This window comes from Streptomyces aureocirculatus (genome assembly GCF_000720475.1).
GTDB classification, from domain to species: Bacteria; Actinomycetota; Actinomycetes; order Streptomycetales; family Streptomycetaceae; genus Streptomyces; species Streptomyces aureocirculatus.
In genome coordinates this window covers 69,836-89,764 of sequence record NZ_JOAP01000029.1, presented here as the reverse complement: position 1 = coordinate 89,764, position 19,929 = coordinate 69,836, and the positions used below count along the sequence as shown (strand labels likewise).

Genomic DNA, 19,929 nt, shown 5'->3' with positions numbered 1-19,929 from the left:
CGCCCCGAGCCCCGCCGCCAACAACGACCCGGCAAGCCCCGACAGCACATCACCACTCCCCGCGGTGGCCAACCACGACGTCCCCGTCGGATTGACCCGCACCGCCCCACCACCACCCCCCACCGGCGAGGCGACCACCGTGGTCGACCCCTTGAGCAGCACCGTGGCCGAGTACCGAGCGGCCAACTCCCGCACGGAGTCGAGCCGAGCCCCCTCGACCTCCTCCCGGGAGACACCGAGCAGCGCGGCGGCCTCCCCGGCGTGCGGGGTGAGCAGCGTAGGAGCGCCCCGCCCCCGCACGGCGGAGGCGTCCACGAGCCGCAGCCCGTCGGCGTCGATCAGGACGGGCACGTCGGCGGCCACCACGTCCCGCAGAGACGCGACGTCGTCACCGAGCCCCGGCCCGGCGACCCAGGCCTGCACCCGCCCGGCAGCGGCAGGCGGCCCGGCGGAGACGAGGGCTTCGGGAAAGCGCGCGATGACGGCGTCGGCGGCGGGCCCCACGTACCGAACGGCCCCGGCCCCACCCCGCAGCGCCCCGGCGACACACAGCACGGCGGCCCCCGGATAGCGGGCGGACCCGGCGACGACGCCCACGACCCCGCGCCGGTACTTGTCGCTCTCGGCACCGGGCACGGGCAGCAGCCGCTCGACGTCGGCGTACTGGAGGGCTTCAAGGGCGGGCTCGTGGACGCCGAGTTCCTCGTCGAGGCCGATGTCGACGAGGCGTACGGCTCCGGCGTACTCACGCCCGGGGTCGACGAGGAGGCCGGGCTTGTACGTCCCGAACGTCACGGTCGCGTCGGCGCGGACGGCGTCCCCGCGCACCTGCCCGGTGTCGGCGTCCACACCGCTCGGCAGGTCGACGGAGACGATCAGGGCACCGGAGTCGGCGGCGGCGCGCACGAGCCGCGCGGCCGGGGCCCGCAGCCCGCCCTTGCCGCCGATGCCGACGATGCCGTCGACGACGAGCCGGGCCCCGTCCAGGGCGGCCAGGGCCCGCTCGGAGACGTCGGAGCCGCCACCGGCGGGGCCGTCGACGACCCGCCCCCCGGCGCGAAGCAGGGCGGCGAGCCCACCGGCGTGCGCCCGCTCGGGGGCGAGCAGCACCGCGGTCACCCCGGCACCGCGCCGCGCGAGCCGGGCACCGGCGTACAGGGCGTCACCGCCGTTGTCGCCGCTGCCGACGAGGAGCACGACGCGCGCCCCGTACACCCTGCCGAGCAACTGCCCGCAGACCACGGCGAGCCCGGCGGCGGCCCGCTGCATCAGGGCGCCGTCCGGCACCCGGGCCATCAGCGCGCGCTCGGCGGCTCGGACACTGTCCACGCTGTACGCAGTACGCATCCCTCAAGTTTCGCGCACCCCACCGCACAGGGCACCCGCGCCCCGGAACGGGGCCTACCCCTCCGCGATGACCACGGCGGAAGCCACCCCCGCGTCATGGCTCATGGAGACGTGCCACCCCCGCACCCCCAACGCCTCCGCACGCGCAGCCACAGTCCCCCGCACCCGAAGCCGCGGCTGCCCGCTCTCCTCGACGTACACCTCAGCGTCGACCCACCGCAGCCCCGCGGGCGCCCCGAGCGCCTTGGCGAGCGCCTCCTTGGCGGCGAAGCGCGCGGCGAGGGAGGCGATCCCGCGCCGCTCCCCGTCGGGGAGATACAACTCCGCCTCGACGAAAATGCGTTGCCGCATGCCGGGCCGCCGCGCGATCGATTCGGCGAACCGATCGATCTCGGCCACGTCGATGCCCACCCCGATAATCACAAACAACTCCAACCAACTGAAAAACGAACCCCACACCAACCCACAGCGCCCCCACACCGAACCACGCAACGACGGTACGAGCGCCACCGACACCACGGCGAACACCGAGCCGACGCCAGGGTGACTGCCGAGCCGACGCCGGGGGTGACCGCCGGGCCGACGCCGGGGTGACCGCCGGGCCGCCCGCCAGGGTGACGCACCCCACCCGCGCCCGCGTTCAAACAGCCGTAACAATGGACTGTGATCTCTTCGGCCTCCTCGCCGCCGCGGGGCGCCCACCGGCACCGGCCGGAGGCGACCCCTTACCTCGACCTCACCCGTTCCCAGTGGAGCGCGCTCCGGGACAAGACGCCGCTCCCCCTCACCGCCGCCGAGGTCGAGAAGGTGCGCGGTCTCGGCGACGTCATCGACCTCGACGAGGTCCGTGACATCTATCTGCCGCTCTCGCGCCTGCTGAACCTGTACGTGGGCGCCACCGACGGCCTGCGCGGCGCCCTGAACACCTTCCTCGGCAACACCGGCGAACGGGCGGCCCAGACCGGCACGCCGTTCGTGATAGGCGTCGCGGGCTCGGTGGCCGTCGGCAAGTCCACGGTCGCCCGCCTGCTCCAGGCCCTGCTGTCCCGCTGGCCGGAGCACCCGCGCGTGGAGCGGGTCACCACCGACGGCTTCCTGCTGCCCACCAAGGAGCTCCAGGCCCGCGGCCTGATGTCGCGCAAGGGCTTCCCGGAGTCGTACGACCGGCGGGCCCTGACCCGCTTCGTCGCCGACATCAAGGCCGGCAAGGACGAGGTGACGGCCCCCGTCTACTCGCACCTGATCTACGACATCGTGCCCGGCGAGCGCCTCACCGTCCGCCGCCCGGACATCCTGATCGTCGAGGGCCTGAACGTCCTTCAGCCGGCGCTGCCCGGCAAGGACGGCCGCACCCGCGTGGGCCTCGCCGACTACTTCGACTTCAGTGTGTACGTGGACGCGCGCGCCGAGGACGTCGAGCGCTGGTACCTGAACCGCTTCCGCAAGCTGCGGGCCACGGCGTTCCAGGACCCGTCCTCCTACTTCCGCAAGTACACCCAGGTCTCCGAGGAGGAGGCCCTCGACTACGCGCGCACGACCTGGCGGACGATCAACAAGGTCAATCTCCTGGAGAACGTGGCCCCCACCCGGGGCCGCGCCACCCTCGTCGTCCGCAAGGGCCCCGACCACAAGGTGCAGCGGCTGAGCCTGCGCAAACTCTGACCGGCGGCGGACGGCCGTACCGGCGTTAGGGTGCGGTCATGCTGCATCTGCGCCTGATCACCCCTGCGGACAGCACCGCGGACGTGGTGCGCCTGATCGAGAACACGCCGGGCACCGCTCATCTGGCCGTGGTGTCGGGCGCGGCGCGCAACCCCGTCGGGGACATCGTGATGTGCGACGTCGCCCGGGAGGCGGGCGACGAGCTGATCGACGGACTGCGCGCGCTGAAGATCGACGAGCACGGCTCCATCGCCCTGGAGAACATCGACCTGTCGCTGTCGAAGCGGGCCGACAAGGCGGAGGACGACGCGCCGGGCGAGGGCGCGGACGCGGTCCTGTGGGAGCAGTTGACGGAGGCGACGCACGAGGAGTCCACGCTCTCCGTCACCTATGTCGCCTTCATCACGCTCGCCACGATGATCGCCGCGTGCGGTGTCGTCCTCGACAACGCGATCCTGATCGTCGGCGCGATGGCGGTGGGCCCGGAGTTCGGTCCGCTCGCGGGTTTCTGCACGGCCCTGGTCCAGCGCGCGCCGCGGCTCGCGCTGCGCTCGCTGATCGCGCTGCTCGTGGGCTTCGCGGCGGCGATGGCGGTGACGGTCGGCTTCAGTCTCCTCATGGACGCGGTGGACCTCTTCCACCGGGCCCAGCTCAAGGCCGAGCGTCCCAACACCAACTTCATCTACCGGCCCGACTGGTTCTCCTTCGTCGTGGCCGTCCTCGCGGGCGCCGCCGGCACCCTCTCGCTGACGTCGGCGAAGTCGGGCGCCCTGGTGGGCGTCGCGATCTCCGTGACAACGGTCCCCGCGGCGGCGAACGCCGCGGTCGCCTTCGCCTACAGCGAGTACAGGCAGGCCTGGGGCTCCACCGAGCAGTTGCTCCTGAACCTGCTCGGCATCGTCCTCGCCGGTACGCTCACACTGCTCACCCAGAAGCTGCTCTGGGCGCGGCAGCGTGAACGTACCGCGCGGAAACATCCGGTGGGCTAGCCGAGGGCGGACTTCACCACGTCGGCGAGGCGCCCGGCGACCGAACGGGCCTGCTCGATGTCGGCGGCCTCCACCATGACGCGCACCAGCGGCTCGGTGCCCGACGGCCTGAGCAGCACCCGGCCGGTGCCGCCGAGCTCGCGCTCGGCCTCGGTGACGGCCGCGGACAGCTCGGGCGAGGTCTTCACCCGGGACTTGTCGACGTCGGGGACGTTGACGAGGACCTGCGGCAGGCGCTCCATGACGGCGGCGAGCTCGGCGAGCGGCTTGCCGGTCTGGGCGACGCGGGCCGCGAGCAGCAGACCGGTCAGGGTGCCGTCGCCGGTGGTGGCGTGGTCCAGGACGATGACGTGGCCGGACTGCTCGCCGCCGAGGGCGTAGCCGTGCTCCTTCATCGACTCCAGGACGTACCGGTCGCCGACGGCCGTCTGGACGAGGGACAGGCCCTCGCGCTCCATGGCCAGCTTGAAGCCCAGGTTCGACATGACGGTCGCGACAACGGTGTCCTGGCGCAGGGCACCGCGCTCGCGCATGGCGAGGGCGAGGACGGCGAGGATCTGGTCGCCGTCGACCTCGGCGCCGGTGTGGTCCACGGCGAGACAGCGGTCGGCGTCACCGTCGTGGGCGATGCCGAGGTCGGCGCCGTGCTCGACGACGGCGGCCTTCAGGAGGCCGAGATGGGTGGAGCCGCAGCCCTCGTTGATGTTGAGGCCGTCCGGCTTGGCGCCGATCGTGATGATCTCGGCACCGGCCCGCGCGAACGCCTCCGGCGAGACCCGCGAGGCCGCGCCGTGGGCCTCGTCCAGGACGACCTTGATGCCGTCGAGGCGGCCCGGCAGGACGCCGATGAGGTGGGCGACGTACTGGTCGAAGCCCTCGTCGTACGTGGTGACACGGCCGACGCCCGCACCCGTGGGGCGCTGCCAGGGGGCGGCGGTGCGGTGCACGAACTGGTTGTCGTACTCGGCCTCGATGCGGTCCTCGAGGTCGTCGGCGAGCTTGTGGCCGCCGCGGGCGAAGAACTTGATGCCGTTGTCGGGCATCGCGTTGTGGCTCGCGGAGAGCATCACACCGAGGTCGGCGCCGAGGGCACCGGTGAGATGGGCCACCGCGGGGGTGGGCAGCACACCGACGCGCAGGACGTCCACGCCCGCGCTGGCGAGGCCCGCGACCACCGCGGCCTCCAGGAACTCCCCGGACGCGCGCGGGTCACGCCCTACCACCGCCGTCGGACGGTGGCCCTCGAAGGTGCCCGCTTCGGCTAGCACATGCGCCGCGGCGACCGAGAGCCCGAGCGCGAGCTCGGCCGTCAGGTCGACGTTGGCGACACCGCGCACACCGTCCGTGCCGAAGAGTCGTCCCACTGGTGTCCTCCGAACATTGAGTGTCGGCTGGTCCTGCGGACGCGGTGACGTCTGCGCCTCCACCGCGCGGCCCTCGGCCGCTCAGCCTGTCGAACTTCTACCCCGGATCATGGGGTGCTGATAAACGAACGCCCCGACAGCACACAGGGTGCCGCCGGGGCGTTCGGGAAGTGCTGCAGGCAGCGAAGACTAGCGCTTGCTGTACTGCGGGGCCTTGCGGGCCTTCTTGAGACCGGCCTTCTTGCGCTCGACCGCACGGTCGTCGCGCTTGAGGAAGCCGGCCTTCTTGAGGGCGCCGCGGTTGTTGTCCACGTCGGCCTCGTTCAGGGCGCGGGCCACACCGAGGCGCAGGGCGCCGGCCTGGCCGGACACACCGCCACCCGCGATGCGGGCGATGACGTCGTAGCGGTCGTCGAGCTCGAGCACCTTGAAGGGCTCGTTGACTTCCTGCTGGTGCACCTTGTTCGGGAAGTAGTCCTCGAGCGTACGCCCGTTGATCTTCCACTTGCCGGAGCCCGGGACGATCCGGACGCGGGCGATGGCGTTCTTGCGACGGCCAAGGCCGGCGGCCGGCTGCGGGTCACCGAAGCGCGCGGCGTTGGACTCCGAGGTGTACTCGCCCTCGACGGGCGCGTCCGACTCGGTGGTGTAGTGCTCGATGTCGACAGTCTCGTCGACAGGCTGCTCAGGGGTGGTCTCGGCCACGATGCTCCTCAGATTCTCTTCAGGCTTAGGGGGTGGCCGGACTTACTGCGCGACCTGGGTGATCTCGAACGGCTGCGGCTGCTGCGCGCCGTGCGGGTGCTGGTCACCCTTGTAGACCTTCAGCTTCGAGAGCATCTGACGGCCCAGCGTGTTCTTCGGGAGCATGCCCTTGACGGCCTTCTCGACGGCCTTCTCGGGGTTCTTGTCGAGAAGCTCGTCGTAGCGGACCGAGCGGAGGCCGCCCGGGTACCCGGAGTGGCGGTACGCCATCTTCTGGGTCCGCTTGTTGCCGGACAGGTGCACCTTGTCGGCGTTGATGATGATGACGAAGTCACCGGTGTCAACGTGGGGCGCGTAGATCGGCTTGTGCTTGCCGCGCAACAGGCTGGCTGCAGTGGTCGCCAGGCGTCCCAGGACGACGTCCTGGGCGTCGATGACGTGCCACTGGCGGGTCACATCGCCGGGCTTGGGGCTGTACGTACGCACGGTTCGTAGCCTTCGCTTCTTCAGAGGTGGGGTTTCCCTCGGTTCAGCTCGAACCTCGGGAAGGGTCCTGACAAGGCCACCTCGGACGATGGACGACAGCCTTGGCGGACCTCGGTGACGCAACCGAGTCCTGCCGCTGGTCATCGGCCCGGTGGGCCGGTGTAAGGGCCCCTCACGTGAGAATGAGAAAGCCAATACACATAACGAACAGGCAGAATACCCGCCGTGCCCCGTACGGGTCAAAACGGCGTCACGACTGCCCCGTCTCCCCCTATGGATACCCGTCCCGCTCCCCCGGTGGGCAACTTGTCCACTCCCTCTGCGGGCAGCCGGTCCGCCCCCCTCTGTGGGCAACTGGTCCGCCAGGGGCGAGGGGGGTACCTCCCTGCTCGAGCGGAGCCGAGAGCTTGGGGGAGGGTGGGCACAGCCCCGGCTTACCTGACCGTGATGTCGACGGAGGGGCAATCCCCAGGCCGACGGGACGGCACAGCCACCGCCGCCCCAGCCCGCCGCAGGCGCCCCGCACACCCCCAGAAGACGACCCCCGCAAGCACGCAGAGCGTAAACGCATCCTTGAAGGCCCGCTGCGGCAACAGCTCCACCCCCACCCACACAAACCCCGGCACCTGCGGCACAAGCGCCACCCAGAACCAGGGCCCCCGCACCAGCGCCCCCCACCCAAGCCCCCCGGCAAGCAGCAACGGCAGCACGACCAGCAGATAGTGGTCGTACGACGGCCGCGACACGAGAAACGCGGCCAGCATCAGCGCCACGGAGGTCTCCACGACCCGCCCCGCGGCAGGCCCCCCGGCCCGCCACCGCAGCCACGCACAGTAAACCCCCGCACCAGCGCCCACCACGGACACCAGCGAGGCAAGCCCCTCCGGCACCCCGAGACGCGGCAGCACAGCCGCGGGCGAAGCCTCGTACAGCCGCACGAACCGATCGTCGCCCCGCAGCAGGAACGGCAGTGTCCGCGTGAAGAACGCCCCGGGGTCGGGCAGCACGAGCGCGGCGAGCACCGAGACCACGACGGGCACGGCCACCGCCACGCCAAGGGCCCGCCACCGCCGCCCGAGGACGAAGAGCAGCAGCACCGGCACGAGCAGCGGCTTCACCGCGATCGCGGCCCCCACGACCGCCCCGGCCGCCCCCCACCGCCCCCGGCAGACGCACAGCAGCGCGAGCGGCAGCGCGAGGGCCGACGCCACGGTCCAGTTCCCGAGCTCCACCAGGTGCACGAACGGCGCGAACCCGAGGACGAGCCCGAGCAGGCCGAACACCGCGAAGCGGCTGCGCAGGGCGACGCCGTGGATCCGCAGCGCACAGGCCCAGCCCGCAGCGAGCGCCGACACCACCCCCACCGGCACGAGCACCCGCGCCGCGTCCGGGAACACCGCCTGCGGCACCGCGGCGAGCACGGCCCCCGGCAGATAGAGAAAGTGCCGGTCGGCGTACGGGGACCGCCCGTCGAGCCAGGCCTGCGCGGCCCGCACCACGATCGCGTTGTCCATGCCGCCGTCCGGTACCCGGTACGCGATCCGCAGCGCCGCCGCCCCGAGGACGACCCCGAGGACGGCCCACGCGTGCCATCCGGCGGGCCGCACCAGCCATGCGGTGGGGCCGGAGCCGGAAGGGAAGAGATTTTTACCGGTTTCGCCCGAATCCATGCGGGTCAGGCTAGGCCGAGAAGGGCCGCAGGGCCGGGCTCAACATCCCCCTCGCCCCGTCTAAGATGCGCCCCATGAGCTTTGGGCAAGGGGGACCCCAGTGGGGTCCGGGGGGCCCGCAGACCCCCGACTGGGCGGCGCTCGCCGAAGCGTCCGAGGCACGTGCCCGCCGCCGCAAGTGGCTGCTGATCGGCGGTGGCGCGCTCGCCACGGTCGGCGTGGCCGCGGCCGTGGCCGTCGCGGTGGTCTCGGCGAACAGCGACGACACCACCGCCTCCAACAAGCCCGCGAGCGAGCTGCCCACCACCGCGGACATCCCCGGCACGAGCACGGCCCCAGAGCCGTCCTTCGAGGCGACCACGCCACCGCCACCGCCGGACCCGAAGGACTACATCTCCAGCGCCAAGAAGGACAAGGCCCCGCTCGGCCCCGAGTCCTTCTTCCCCGGCACGAAGCTGACCTCCGGGGAGCGGGTCTACAAGAAGGGCGACACGGACAGCACCAAGAAGTGCGCCTCCGTCACCCAGCCCGCGCTCGCCGCCGTCCTGACCAGGAACAAGTGCACCGAGGTGCTGCGCGCCACCTACGCCCGCAAGGGCATCGCCGTCACCGTCGGCGTCGCCGTCTTCGACACCGAGGCCCAGGCCGTCCGGGCGAAGAAGCAGGCCGACGACGGCCTGGTGAGGTCCCTGTCCGGCAAGGGCGTGGCCCCGTTCTGCCGCACCACGGTCTGCCGCGGCACGTACAACGCGTACGGGCGCTACGCGTACTTCACGACGACCGGCTTCCTGAACGGCAAGGACGTCACCACGAAGGACAAGAACGCGTACGAGGTCGGCGACGACCTCGCCCGCTTCACCTTCCACCAGATCAACCGCCGCGGCGAGGCCCAGGCGTCGGCGGCGGCGAACAACCCGGAGTAGCCGAGGCCCACGGGCCCTCAGCAGCACCCAGCGGAGCCGGCGCCCCCGGGCAGCGACCGCTTGTTGCGGGCCTCCGCGCTGCGCGCGGCAAGCAGCTCGTCGGCCGGATAGCCGACCTCTTCGAGCGTCAGACCGTGCGGCCGCACCACGTGCACGGCCGAGTCCCGCACCCCGGCGGCGAGCACCCTGCCCGGCCACTCGGCTGTCCTGTGCCCGTCCCCCACGAACAGCATCGCCCCGACAAGGGACCGCACCATGTTGTGGCAGAAGGCGTCGGCCCGCACCGTCGCCTCCAGGATCCCGTCGTCACGCCGCTCCCAGCGCAGCTCCTGCAGCGTACGAATGGTCGTGGCACCCTCACGCCGCTTGCAGTACGCGGCGAAGTCGTGCTCCCCGAGCAGCGGCTGCGCGGCGGCGTTCATGGCGTCCATGTCGAGCGTCCAGTCGTGCCACAGCACATGCCCGCGAAGCAGCGGGTCGACGCCGCCGGGGTGGTCGGTCACGCGGTAGGCGTACCGCCGCCAGATCGCCGAGAACCGGGCGTTGAACCCGGCGGGTGCCTCCTCGGCCCGCCAGATCCGCACATCGTGCGGCAGCCGCCCGGCGAGCCTGCGCACCAGCTTCTCGCGGTGCTCGGCCCACACGCCCTCCGGCAGGTCGACGTGCGCCACCTGCCCCCTGGCATGCACCCCGCTGTCGGTGCGCCCGGCGACGGTCAGCTCGTACGTCTCCCGCGACCGCGTCACCGTACGCAGCGCGTCCTCGATCTCGCCCTGGACGGTCCGCTGTCCCTGGCGCTGCTTGGCCCAGCCGGAGAAGTCCTTGCCGTCGTAGCTCAGGTCGAGCCGCACCCGGACGAAGCCGGGCGCCACCTCATCACTCACTCGTGGATCCTCTCAGACAACACAAAAGCGGGCCCGCCCCCGGGAAGGGGCGGACCCGCGACGCCCGGAAGGGGCGCGGGGCTGTGCCGGACACGCGGCTCCGCGGCGCGGGCGCGACAAGGCCGCGGCCGACGACGCGCGGTCCCCGGCAGAACGCTTACGCGTCCTTCGACTCCTCGGCCGGAGCCTCGGCAGCCTCGTCGGACTTGGCCTCGTCGGACTTGGCCTCGACGGCCTCGTCCTTCTTGAGGGAGTCTTCCTTGACCGCGCGCTTGGTCGCGGCCTCGGCCTCACCGGTGGCCTCCTGGGCCACGGTCAGGGCCTCCACCAGCTCGATGACAGCCATGGGCGCGTTGTCGCCACGGCGGTTACCGATCTTGGTGATACGGGTGTAGCCACCCGGGCGGTTCTCGTAGCGCGGGCCGATCTCGGTGAAGAGCGTGTGGACGATGCTCTTGTCCGAGATGACCTGGAGGACCTGGCGGCGGTTGTGAAGGTCGCCCTTCTTCGCCTTGGTGACCAGACGCTCCGCGTAGGGACGCAGACGACGGGCCTTGGCCTCGGTGGTGGTGATGCGGCCGTGCTCGAAGAGATCCTTGGCGAGGTTCGCCAGCATCAGCTTCTGGTGCGCGGCACTGCCGCCCATACGGGCACCCTTGGTGGGCTTCGGCATGGTGTTTCTCCTAGATGTCTGCCCCGGCCGTATCAGGTACCGGGGTCAGCGGACCGAGCCCCGTAAGGGGCGCGGGGAGCTGCGCGACCGGCCGAAGCCGGTCCGCAGCCACAATCGAACCGCGAGGCCCGAGCTCTCAGTACTGCTCGGTCTCGACGAACCCGGCATCCGCGTCGTCATCCGCGCCGAAGGCGTCAGCGGCGGCGGTCGGGTCGAATCCGGGCGGGCTGTCCTTGAGGGCCAGACCCATCCCGTTGAGCTTCATCTTGACCTCGTCGATGGACTTCGCACCGAAGTTGCGAATGTCGAGGAGGTCCGCCTCGGAGCGGGCCACGAGCTCACCCACGGAGTGGATGCCCTCACGCTTGAGGCAGTTGTACGACCGAACGGTGAGCTCAAGCTCCTCGATCGGCAGGGCGAGATCGGCGGCGAGCGCGGCGTCCGTCGGGGACGGACCCATGTCGATGCCCTCGGCGTCGATGTTCAGCTCGCGGGCGAGACCGAACAGCTCGACCAGGGTCTTGCCGGCGGACGCCATGGCGTCACGCGGGCGCATGGCCTGCTTGGTCTCGACGTCGACGATCAGCTTGTCGAAGTCGGTGCGCTGCTCGACACGCGTGGCCTCGACCTTGTACGTGACCTTGAGGACCGGCGAGTAGATCGAGTCGACCGGGATGCGGCCGATCTCCTGGCCGACCTGCTTGTTCTGCACGGCGGAGACGTAGCCGCGACCGCGCTCGACGGTCAGCTCCATCTCCAGCTTGCCCTTGCCGTTGAGCGTGGCGAGGACGAGGTCGGGGTTGTGCACCTCGACACCGGCCGGGGGCGCGATGTCGGCGGCGGTGACCAGACCCGGGCCCTGCTTGCGCAGGTACATCACGACGGGCTCGTCGTGCTCCGAGGAGACGACGAGCTGCTTGATGTTGAGGATGAGGTCGGTGACGTCTTCCTTGACGCCCGGCACGGTGGTGAACTCGTGCAGGACACCGTCGATACGGATGGACGTGACGGCCGCACCCGGGATCGAGGACAGCAGCGTCCGGCGGAGGGAGTTGCCGAGGGTGTAGCCGAAGCCCGGCTCCAGCGGCTCGATGACGAACCGGGAGCGGAACTCGTCGACGACCTCTTCGGTCAACGAGGGGCGCTGAGCAATCAGCATGTTGCGTTCCTTCTGTCAGGGGCGCCCGCTATTTGACGCCCTGAGATATGACAAGGGTACGGGCGATACGGCCCGAAGGAGCCGTACCGCCCGAAAACCTCAGACAAGCAGTCGCTGCGCGACAGACGCGTCAGACGCGGCGGCGCTTGGGCGGACGGCAGCCGTTGTGCGGCGTCGGCGTGACGTCCTGGATCGAACCGACCTCAAGGCCCGTGGCCTGGAGGGAGCGGATCGCGGTCTCACGGCCGGAGCCGGGACCCTTGACGAAGACGTCGACCTTGCGCATGCCGTGCTCCTGCGCGCGGCGCGCGGCCGACTCGGCGGCCATCTGCGCGGCGAACGGGGTGGACTTGCGCGAGCCCTTGAAGCCGACGTGGCCGGCGGAGGCCCAGGAGATCACGTTGCCGGTCGGGTCCGTGATGGACACGATCGTGTTGTTGAACGTGCTCTTGATGTGCGCGTGGCCGTGAGCGACGTTCTTCTTTTCCTTGCGGCGCACCTTCTTGGCGGCGCCCTGACGACCCTTGGGGGGCATCTATATCTCCTACGGGAGGTGGTCGGTCCTGCAGCGTCAGCCGATAGACCGCTGAGCGAGGACTACTTCTTGCCCGGCTTCTTCTTACCGGCGATGGCGCGACGCGGGCCCTTGCGGGTGCGAGCGTTGGTGCTGGTGCGCTGACCGCGGACCGGCAGGCCACGGCGGTGCCGCAGGCCCTGGTAGCAGCCGATCTCGACCTTGCGACGGATGTCGGCCTGGATCTCGCGACGGAGGTCACCCTCGGTCTTGATGTTCTGGTCGACGAACTCGCGGATCTTGACCAGGTCCTCTTCGGACAGGTCGCGAACACGGGTGTTGCGGTCGACACCGGTGGCGTCGAGCGTCTGCTGGGACAGCGTCCGGCCGATGCCGAACACGTAGGTGAGCGCGACCTCGATGCGCTTGTCGCGCGGGAGGTCAACACCTTCAACGCGTGCCATTCATGGCTCCTGTGATTCTTCGGAGGTCTTCAGCAGAACCGCTCCCAGCCGCCGTCCCCTTTTCCTGGCTTCCCTGGAAAAGCGTTGGTACGTACTGGGTCCCCGGCCTCCGACCGGGGGTGTCGCCCTCCATTACCTGATGGACCTGAAGAGGGACGGGTTCTGCGTATGTGCTTTTACGTGCGTCGCGCGAAAATCTGCGGGGTGCAGTACGTGCGTCAGCCCTGGCGCTGCTTGTGGCGCGGGTTGTCGCAAATGATCATGACCCGGCCGTGACGGCGGATCACCCTGCACTTGTCGCAGATCTTCTTGACGCTCGGCTTGACCTTCATTTGTGAGGTTCTCCGGGTCAGTGCCACCACCCCGCCGGAGCGGAGTGCGGGCAAGATCTACTTGTACCGGTAGACGATCCGGCCACGCGTCAGGTCGTACGGAGACAGCTCCACCACGACCCGGTCGTCAGGGAGGATGCGGATGTAGTGCATGCGCATCTTGCCGCTGATGTGTGCCAGGACCTGGTGGCCGTTCTGGAGCTCCACCTTGAACATGGCGTTCGGAAGAGACTCGACGACAGTGCCTTCGATCTCGATGGCACCTTGCTTCTTGGCCACGCTTCGCCCTTCGAATCGACTACCTTGATCGGCTCCGTGAGCGAAACGCAGACATGCGAATGCACGAGAGCCGACGCGTCAGTCTACGTCAGTGCACTCGGAAAGACGAATCGGGTATGACTGCCCGGCAACGAAGATCCTTAAGCAATGACACGGTCAGGGGACCCGGCCCACGGGGCCCGGGCCCAGAACAGCTCAGCCCAGCGGATCCGGCGCCGCCGTGATCCCGTACTCGGCGAGCTTCGCCTTGCCGCCGTCGGGGGCGGTGAGGACCAGCGGGCCCTGCTCCGTCAGGGCGACGGAGTGCTCCCAGTGCGACGACCAGGTGCCGTCCGTGGTGATGACCGTCCAGTCGTCCTGGAGCACCTCGGTCTTGGCGGTGCCGAGGGACACCATCGGCTCGATGGCCAGGCAGAAGCCGGGGACCAGCTTGGGTCCGCGGCCGCGACGGCGTTCCACGTAGTTGAGGAGGTGGGGGTCCATGTGCATCTCGGTGCCGATGCCGTGGCCGCCGTAGTCCTCAATGATCCCGTACTTGCCGCGGGCCGGGCGGGGCTGGCGGCGGATGTAGGTCTCGATGGCGCGGGAGATGTCGACGAGGCGGTTGCCGAGCTTCATGGCCGCGATACCGGCCCACATCGACTCCTCGGTCACCCGGGACAGCTCGATCAGCTCCGGAGCGTGCCCGCTGCCCACGAAGGCCGTGAACGCCGCGTCGCCGTGCCAGCCGTCGACGATCGCACCGGCGTCGATCGAGATGATGTCGCCGTCCTGGAGGACCACGTCCTCACCGGGGATGCCATGGACCACGACCTCGTTCTTGGAGGTGCAGATGGTCGCGGGGAAACCGCCGTAGCCGAGGAAGTTCGACTTGGCGTCGTGCTCCGCGAGCACCTTGCGGGCCACGTCGTCGAGATCCTTGGTGGTGGCACCCGGAACGGCCGCCGCGCGGGTGGCCTGATGGATCGCGGCGACGACAAGCCCCGCCGCCCGCATCTTGGCGATCTGCTCGGGAGTCTTGATCTGCACCATGCGCGGGCCTGAGCCTTTCTGAACCTACGAGTACGACATGTGGGGAGCAGCCACAACGATACGGCCGAGCCGTACCCTCGCGCGCCCGGCGGCGGCACGCCACGTGGCTGGGCCGCGGCACCCCGCCCGGGGGTACCGCGGCCCAGCCCTGAGCGTGAGCTGCTGTCAGGCGTTCTCGCCGGAGAGCGCCGCCATCGCGCGCTGCGTGACCTCGTCGACCTTGCCGAGCGCGGAGATCGTGACCACCAGGCCCTGGGCCTTGTAGTGGTCGATGATCGGCTCGGTCTCGCGGTGGTACACGTCGAGCCGCTTGCGGACGGTCTCTTCCTTGTCGTCCTCACGCTGGTACAGCTCGCCGCCGCAGACGTCGCAGACACCTTCCTGCTTCGGCGCGCTGTACGTCACGTGGAAGACGTGGCTGGAGTCATTGCGGCAGATGCGGCGCCCCGCGATGCGCTTGACGACCTCGTCCTCGGGGACCTCCAGGTCGAGGACCGCGTCCAGCTTCTGTCCGTCGGTCTTCAGCGCCTCGTCGAGCGCCTCGGCCTGCGAGACGTTGCGCGGGAAGCCGTCGAGGAGGAAGCCGTTCTCGGCGTCCGGCTGTTGCATGCGGTCCTGGGCCATGCCGATGGTCACCTCGTCGGGCACCAGGTTGCCGGCGTCCATGTACGCCTTCGCCTGCTTGCCGAGCTCCGTGCCCTGGCTGATGTTGGCCCTGAAGAGGTCGCCCGTGGAGATGTGCGGGATCGACAGGTTCTTGGCAAGGAACGCGGCCTGTGTTCCCTTGCCGGCACCGGGCGGCCCGACTAGGACGATTCGCATCAGCGGAGGAACCCTTCGTAGTTGCGCTGCTGGAGCTGGCTCTCGATCTGCTTCACGGTCTCCAGACCCACACCCACGATGATCAGGATGCTCGTCCCGCCGAACGGGAAGTTCTGGTTGGCCCCGAAGCCCACCAACGCCATCGTTGGCACGAGAGCAATCAGACCCAGATACAGCGAGCCCGGCCAGGTGATCCGATTGAGCACGTAACTCAGATACTCAGCGGTCGGTCGGCCAGCCCGGATGCCCGGGATGAAGCCACCATACTTCTTCATGTTGTCCGCGACTTCCTCCGGGTTGAAGGAGATCGCGACGTAGAAGAAGGCGAAGAAGACGATGAGTACGAAGTAGGTGACGATGTAAATCGGGTGGTCACCCTTGGTCAGGTTCTGCTCGATCCAGGTCTTCCAGCCGGACTGCCCACCCGCGAACTGGGCGACCAGGGCCGGGATGTAGAGCAGCGACGAGGCGAAGATCACAGGGATGATGCCCGCCTGGTTGACCTTCAGCGGAATGTAGGTCGACGTACCGCCGTAGGACCTGCGACCGATCATCCGCTTCGCGTACTGCACCGGAATGCGGCGCTGTGCCTGCTCGACGAAGACGACCAGGCCGACCATGAACAGACCGACCAGGATGACGGTGCCGAATTCGATCCAGCCATCGGCCAGATCACCCTGCTTCTTGATCCCCCACAGGGCGGCGGGGAAGGTGGCGGCGATCGAGATGAACATCAGGATCGACATGCCGTTGCCGATGCCGCGGTCGGTGATGAGCTCGCCGAGCCACATCACGCAGGCGGTACCGGCGGTCATGGTGATGACCATGGTGATGGTGACGAAGATCGACTGGTCCGGAACGATCTCCGAGGCCACCGGGCAGCCCTGGAACAGGGTGCCGGTGCGGGCCGTGGCGACGAGGCCGGTGCCCTGCAGGATCGCGAGCGCGATGGTCAGATAGCGCGTGTACTGCGTGATCTTCGCCGTGCCGGCCTGGCCCTCCTTCTTGAGGGCCTCCAGGCGCGGGATCACCACGGTCAGTAGCTGCAGGATGATGCTCGCCGTGATGTACGGCATGATGCCGAGTGCGAAGATCGTGATCTGCAGGAGCGCGCCGCCGCTGAACATGTTGACCAGACCGAACAGGCCCTGGTTGGCGTTCGCCGCGTCGATACAGGTCTGGACGTTCTTGTAGTCGATACCGGGGATCGGGATATGCGTCCCGAGCCGGTAGATCACGATGATCCCGAGCGTGAAGAGCAGCTTCTTGCGCAGGTCGGGCGTCTTGAACGCCCGGGCGAACGCGGTGAGCACGGTGCCTCCTGCGACCCCCGCGCTACTGCGTCAGAGGTGACGGTGGTGAGTCCGACGGATAAGTACGTAACAGGCAAGACCGCACGTCCTGTCGCGAGGACAGACCGCGCGGAAAGTTAACAGTGCACGCCACCTTACCGGCGACCATGCCCCCCTTGGAACGACCAACCGGGGATGCCCCTTTTGTGGGGCATCCCCGGTCGGGATCGCTCAAGTCATCGAGACGCCTGGGAAATTCAGACGAGCTCGGTGACGGTACCGCCCGCGGCGGTGATCTTCTCCTTGGCGGAGCCGGAGACGGCGTCAACCGTCACCTGCAGCGCCACGGTGACCTCGCCCTGGCCGAGGACCTTGACAAGGCTGTTCTTGCGAACGGCGCCCTTGGCGACCAGGTCGGCCACCGTGACCTCGCCACCCTCGGGGTAGAGGGAGGTGAGCTTGTCCAGGTTGACGACCTGGAACTCGGTCTTGAACGGGTTCTTGAAGCCCTTCAGCTTCGGAAGACGCATGTGGAGGGGCATCTGCCCGCCCTCGAAGCGCTCCGGAACCTGGTAACGAGCCTTGGTGCCCTTGGTACCACGACCGGCCGTCTTGCCCTTCGACGCCTCACCGCGACCCACACGGGTCTTCGCGGTCTTGGCGCCGGGGGCCGGACGGAGGTTGTGGATCTTGAGCGGGTTGTTCTCCGCCATGATCAGTCGACCTCCTCGACCGTCACGAGGTGGCGGACGGTCTGCACCATGCCGCGGAACTCGGGGCGGTCCTCCTTGACGACCTGCGTGTTGATGCCCTTGAGACCAAGGGAGCGCAGGGTGTCACGGTGGTTCTGCTTGCTGCCGATGTACGACTTCGTCTGCGTGATCTTGAGCTGTGCCATTACGCAGCACCAGCCCCAGCACGCGCCCGCAGCAGAGCCGCGGGAGCGACGTCCTCGAGGGGCAGACCACGGCGAGCCGCGATCTCCTCGGGACGCTGCAGACCCTTGAGGGCCGTCACGGTCGCGTGCACGATGTTGATCGCGTTCGACGAACCGAGCGACTTCGACAGGATGTCGTGCACGCCGGCGCACTCGAGCACGGCACGCACCGGGCCACCGGCGATAACACCGGTACCGGGGGAAGCAGGCTTGAGCAGGACGACGCCCGCGGCCTTCTCGCCCGTGATCGGGTGCGGGATGGTGCCCTGGATACGGGGGACCTTGAAGAAGTGCTTCTTGGCCTCCTCCACACCCTTGGCGATGGCGGCCGGCACCTCCTTGGCCTTGCCGTAACCGACACCCACGGTGCCGTCACCGTCGCCCACCACGACCAGCGCGGTGAAGCTGAAGCGACGACCACCCTTCACAACCTTGGCGACGCGGTTGATCGCGACAACGCGCTCAACGTACGCGGTCTTCTCGGCGGCAGCGTTGCCGCCGTCACGGCCCTTCCGGTCCCGCCGCTCGCCGCCACCGGCACCGCCACCGCGGCGCTGGGGTCCAGCCATTGGAATTACCTCTCTCTGTTTCCGCTAGCTACGCAGCAACAACAGCCGCTGCGCGACGGACGACTCAGAACTTGAGTCCGGCTTCGCGGGCGGCGTCCGCCAGGGCGGCGATGCGCCCGGCGTACTGGTTACCACCACGGTCGAACACGACAGCCTCGACACCGGCGGCCTTGGCGCGCTCGGCGACCAGGGCGCCGACCGACTTGGCCTGCGCGGACTTGTCGCCCTCGCCACCGCGGATCGAAGCGTCCAGGGTGGACGCCGACGCGAGGGTGTGACCCTTCACGTCGTCGATCACCTGAGCGACGATGTTGCGGTTGGAGCGCGTCACGACCAGGCGCGGACGCTCAGCCGTACCGGAGATGTGCTTCCGGATACGAATGTGACGCCGCTTGATGGCAGCACGCTTGTAAGCGTCGCCCTTAGCAATCTTGACACCGTATGCCATGGCTTACTTACCCGCCTTTCCGACCTTGCGGCGGATGACTTCGCCTTCGTACTTGACGCCCTTGGCCTTGTACGGGTCGGGCTTGCGCAGCTTGCGGATGTTGGCCGCAACCTCGCCGACCTTCTGCTTGTCGATTCCCTCGACCGAGAACTTGGTCGGCGACTCGACCTTGAACGAGATGCCCTCGGGCGCCTCGACCAGGATCGGGTGGCTGTAGCCGAGCGAGAACTCCAGGTTGGAGCCCTTCGCCAGGACGCGGTAACCGACACCGCTGATCTCGAGCTTCTTCACGTAACCCTGGGTCACGCCGGTGATCATGTTCGCCACCAGCGTGCGGGACAGGCCGTGCAGGGCCTTGTTCTGACGCTCGTCGTTGGGGCGGGTGACGCTGAGCACGCCGTCCTCACCCTTGGCGATCTCGATCGGTGCGACGACCGTGTGGCTCAGGGCGCCCTTGGGGCCCTTCACCTGGACCGTCTGGCCGTCGATGGTGACGTCCACGCCGGCGGGAACCGTGATGGGGAGCTTGCCAATACGCGACATAGCTGTTTCCTCCGTTCCCTTCCGCTACCAGACGTAGGCGAGGACTTCCCCACCCACGCCCTTCTTGCCCGCCTGCTGGCCGGTGAGCAGACCGTGCGACGTGGAGATGATCGCCACGCCCAGGCCGCCGAGCACCTTCGGCAGGTTGGTGGACTTCGCGTACACGCGCAGACCGGGCTTCGAGATCCGCTTGATGCCCGCGATGGAGCGCTCACGGTTCGGCCCGAACTTGAGCTCGAGAACGAGGTTCTTGCCGACCTCGGCGTCCTCGACCTTCCAGCCCGTGATGAAGCCCTCCTGCTGGAGGATCTCCGCGATGTGCGACTTGATCTTGCTGTGCGGCATCGCCACGGTGTCGTGGTACGCCGAGTTCGCGTTCCGCAGACGCGTAAGCATGTCTGCGATCGGATCAGTCATGGTCATGAATTGGCCTTCGGCCTCTCTCGCCGGGGTTTCCTGTATGCGCCATCCCTCTCCCCGCATGGAAGCGGGACGGGTGCGGTGCGGGGACCTACGGCGTAGTAAGTCGGTCAGGGCGGCAGGCGCCCAACCCCGCAAGCCTACGGCATGCGGTGTCGGGCTCCTGCCGACCGGATACTTACCGAGAGTTCCTGGGAATCCGTACGCCCGAAGGGCAGTACTGGACTACCAGGAGCTCTTGGTCACGCCCGGCAGCTCGCCACGGTGAGCCATCTCACGAAGGCACACGCGGCACAGGCCGAACTTGCGGTACACGGAATGCGGGCGGCCGCAGCGCTGGCAGCGGGTGTACGCACGCACACCGAACTTGGGCTTACGAGCAGCCTTGGCAATCAGAGCCTTCTTCGCCATCTCG

General features: G+C 69.0%; 26 protein-coding genes. 3 read left to right on the top strand and 23 right to left on the bottom strand.

The window, feature by feature from the left end:
• Both IG78_RS0125995 and IG78_RS0125990 read right to left on the bottom strand, forming a co-directional pair.
• On the bottom strand, positions 1 to 1,347 hold a 1,347-nt coding region (locus IG78_RS0125995; RefSeq protein ID WP_030567310.1), incomplete at its 3' end, for an NAD(P)H-hydrate epimerase.
• Between the two features lie 54 nt (positions 1,348 to 1,401).
• Positions 1,402 to 1,770, bottom strand: a complete 369-nt coding sequence (locus IG78_RS0125990; protein WP_030567308.1) for a holo-ACP synthase — start codon at positions 1,768 to 1,770, stop codon at positions 1,402 to 1,404.
• 240 nt (positions 1,771 to 2,010) lie between these two features.
• On the opposite strand from IG78_RS0125990, the gene coaA reads away from it, so the two are divergent.
• Entirely contained in the window at positions 2,011 to 3,009 is a 999-nt protein-coding gene (gene coaA, locus IG78_RS0125985; RefSeq protein WP_030567306.1) for a type I pantothenate kinase, read from the top strand.
• Positions 3,010 to 3,047: 38 nt separating this feature from the next.
• Positions 3,048 to 3,998, top strand: a complete 951-nt coding sequence (locus IG78_RS0125980; RefSeq protein ID WP_030567304.1) for a DUF389 domain-containing protein — start codon at positions 3,048 to 3,050, stop codon at positions 3,996 to 3,998.
• Here the strand turns inward: IG78_RS0125980 and glmM are convergent.
• The 4 genes from glmM to IG78_RS0125960 form a co-directional block, all read right to left on the bottom strand.
• Complete coding sequence (gene glmM / locus IG78_RS0125975; protein ID WP_030567302.1) at positions 3,995 to 5,362, bottom strand: phosphoglucosamine mutase; 1,368 nt, start codon at positions 5,360 to 5,362, stop codon at positions 3,995 to 3,997. The genes IG78_RS0125980 and glmM overlap by 4 nt on opposite strands.
• Before the next feature lie 189 nt (positions 5,363 to 5,551).
• Positions 5,552 to 6,067 carry a 30S ribosomal protein S9 gene (gene rpsI, locus IG78_RS0125970; RefSeq protein ID WP_030567300.1) on the bottom strand — a complete coding sequence of 172 codons (516 nt, stop codon included), beginning with the start codon at positions 6,065 to 6,067 and terminating at the stop codon, positions 5,552 to 5,554.
• Positions 6,068 to 6,109: 42 nt separating this feature from the next.
• Positions 6,110 to 6,553 (bottom strand): 50S ribosomal protein L13, encoded by a 444-nt coding sequence (rplM, locus tag IG78_RS0125965; protein ID WP_030567298.1) that lies wholly within the window; start codon positions 6,551 to 6,553, stop codon positions 6,110 to 6,112.
• A gap of 434 nt (positions 6,554 to 6,987) precedes the next feature.
• Positions 6,988 to 8,223, bottom strand: coding sequence for a glycosyltransferase 87 family protein (locus tag IG78_RS0125960; RefSeq protein ID WP_078965530.1), 1,236 nt, complete (start codon positions 8,221 to 8,223; stop codon positions 6,988 to 6,990).
• Positions 8,224 to 8,297: 74 nt separating this feature from the next.
• Between IG78_RS0125960 and IG78_RS0125955 the strand changes: the two genes are divergently transcribed.
• Positions 8,298 to 9,146, top strand: a complete 849-nt coding sequence (locus IG78_RS0125955; RefSeq protein ID WP_030567295.1) for a hypothetical protein — start codon at positions 8,298 to 8,300, stop codon at positions 9,144 to 9,146.
• Between the two features lie 17 nt (positions 9,147 to 9,163).
• On the opposite strand, the gene truA is transcribed toward IG78_RS0125955, so the two are convergent.
• The 17 genes from truA to IG78_RS0125870 all read right to left on the bottom strand — a co-directional run bounded on the left by truA (position 9,164) and on the right by IG78_RS0125870 (position 19,925).
• A complete protein-coding gene (truA, locus tag IG78_RS0125950) occupies positions 9,164 to 10,030 on the bottom strand; it encodes a tRNA pseudouridine(38-40) synthase TruA (protein ID WP_030567293.1) in 867 nt (288 codons plus the stop codon).
• Positions 10,031 to 10,187: 157 nt separating this feature from the next.
• On the bottom strand, positions 10,188 to 10,703 hold the full coding sequence (rplQ, locus tag IG78_RS0125945) for a 50S ribosomal protein L17 (protein WP_030567291.1): 516 nt from the start codon (positions 10,701 to 10,703) through the stop codon (positions 10,188 to 10,190).
• A 136-nt stretch (positions 10,704 to 10,839) separates the two neighbouring features.
• Positions 10,840 to 11,862, bottom strand: a complete 1,023-nt coding sequence (locus IG78_RS0125940; RefSeq protein ID WP_016645160.1) for a DNA-directed RNA polymerase subunit alpha — start codon at positions 11,860 to 11,862, stop codon at positions 10,840 to 10,842.
• A 130-nt stretch (positions 11,863 to 11,992) separates the two neighbouring features.
• A complete protein-coding gene (gene rpsK, locus IG78_RS0125935) occupies positions 11,993 to 12,397 on the bottom strand; it encodes a 30S ribosomal protein S11 (RefSeq protein ID WP_003948617.1) in 405 nt (134 codons plus the stop codon).
• Positions 12,398 to 12,459: 62 nt separating this feature from the next.
• Positions 12,460 to 12,840: a 30S ribosomal protein S13 gene (gene rpsM, locus IG78_RS0125930; RefSeq protein WP_030567288.1), complete on the bottom strand. Its 381-nt coding sequence runs from the start codon at positions 12,838 to 12,840 to the stop codon at positions 12,460 to 12,462.
• A 218-nt stretch (positions 12,841 to 13,058) separates the two neighbouring features.
• Entirely contained in the window at positions 13,059 to 13,172 is a 114-nt protein-coding gene (gene rpmJ / locus IG78_RS0125925) for a 50S ribosomal protein L36 (RefSeq protein ID WP_003948619.1), read from the bottom strand.
• Between the two features lie 57 nt (positions 13,173 to 13,229).
• Complete coding sequence (gene infA, locus IG78_RS0125920; protein ID WP_003948620.1) at positions 13,230 to 13,451, bottom strand: translation initiation factor IF-1; 222 nt, start codon at positions 13,449 to 13,451, stop codon at positions 13,230 to 13,232.
• A gap of 195 nt (positions 13,452 to 13,646) precedes the next feature.
• A complete protein-coding gene (map, locus tag IG78_RS0125915) occupies positions 13,647 to 14,483 on the bottom strand; it encodes a type I methionyl aminopeptidase (protein WP_030567286.1) in 837 nt (278 codons plus the stop codon).
• Between the two features lie 165 nt (positions 14,484 to 14,648).
• Entirely contained in the window at positions 14,649 to 15,305 is a 657-nt protein-coding gene (locus IG78_RS0125910) for an adenylate kinase (RefSeq protein ID WP_030567284.1), read from the bottom strand.
• Positions 15,305 to 16,618, bottom strand: a complete 1,314-nt coding sequence (secY, locus tag IG78_RS0125905) for a preprotein translocase subunit SecY (RefSeq protein WP_030567282.1) — start codon at positions 16,616 to 16,618, stop codon at positions 15,305 to 15,307. Before secY ends, IG78_RS0125910 begins: the two co-directional genes overlap by 1 nt.
• A gap of 236 nt (positions 16,619 to 16,854) precedes the next feature.
• Positions 16,855 to 17,310, bottom strand: coding sequence for a 50S ribosomal protein L15 (rplO, locus tag IG78_RS0125900; RefSeq protein ID WP_030567280.1), 456 nt, complete (start codon positions 17,308 to 17,310; stop codon positions 16,855 to 16,857).
• Between the two features lie 2 nt (positions 17,311 to 17,312).
• Entirely contained in the window at positions 17,313 to 17,495 is a 183-nt protein-coding gene (gene rpmD, locus IG78_RS0125895) for a 50S ribosomal protein L30 (RefSeq protein WP_030567278.1), read from the bottom strand.
• On the bottom strand, positions 17,495 to 18,103 hold the full coding sequence (gene rpsE / locus IG78_RS0125890) for a 30S ribosomal protein S5 (RefSeq protein WP_030567276.1): 609 nt from the start codon (positions 18,101 to 18,103) through the stop codon (positions 17,495 to 17,497). Before rpsE ends, rpmD begins: the two co-directional genes overlap by 1 nt.
• Positions 18,104 to 18,167: 64 nt before the next feature.
• Entirely contained in the window at positions 18,168 to 18,551 is a 384-nt protein-coding gene (gene rplR, locus IG78_RS0125885) for a 50S ribosomal protein L18 (RefSeq protein ID WP_030567274.1), read from the bottom strand.
• 3 nt (positions 18,552 to 18,554) lie between these two features.
• Entirely contained in the window at positions 18,555 to 19,094 is a 540-nt protein-coding gene (rplF, locus tag IG78_RS0125880) for a 50S ribosomal protein L6 (RefSeq protein ID WP_030567272.1), read from the bottom strand.
• A 24-nt stretch (positions 19,095 to 19,118) separates the two neighbouring features.
• A complete protein-coding gene (gene rpsH / locus IG78_RS0125875) occupies positions 19,119 to 19,517 on the bottom strand; it encodes a 30S ribosomal protein S8 (RefSeq protein ID WP_018528360.1) in 399 nt (132 codons plus the stop codon).
• 222 nt (positions 19,518 to 19,739) lie between these two features.
• Complete coding sequence (locus tag IG78_RS0125870) at positions 19,740 to 19,925, bottom strand: type Z 30S ribosomal protein S14 (RefSeq protein ID WP_003956452.1); 186 nt, start codon at positions 19,923 to 19,925, stop codon at positions 19,740 to 19,742.
• Between the last annotated feature and the right edge of the window lie 4 nt (positions 19,926 to 19,929).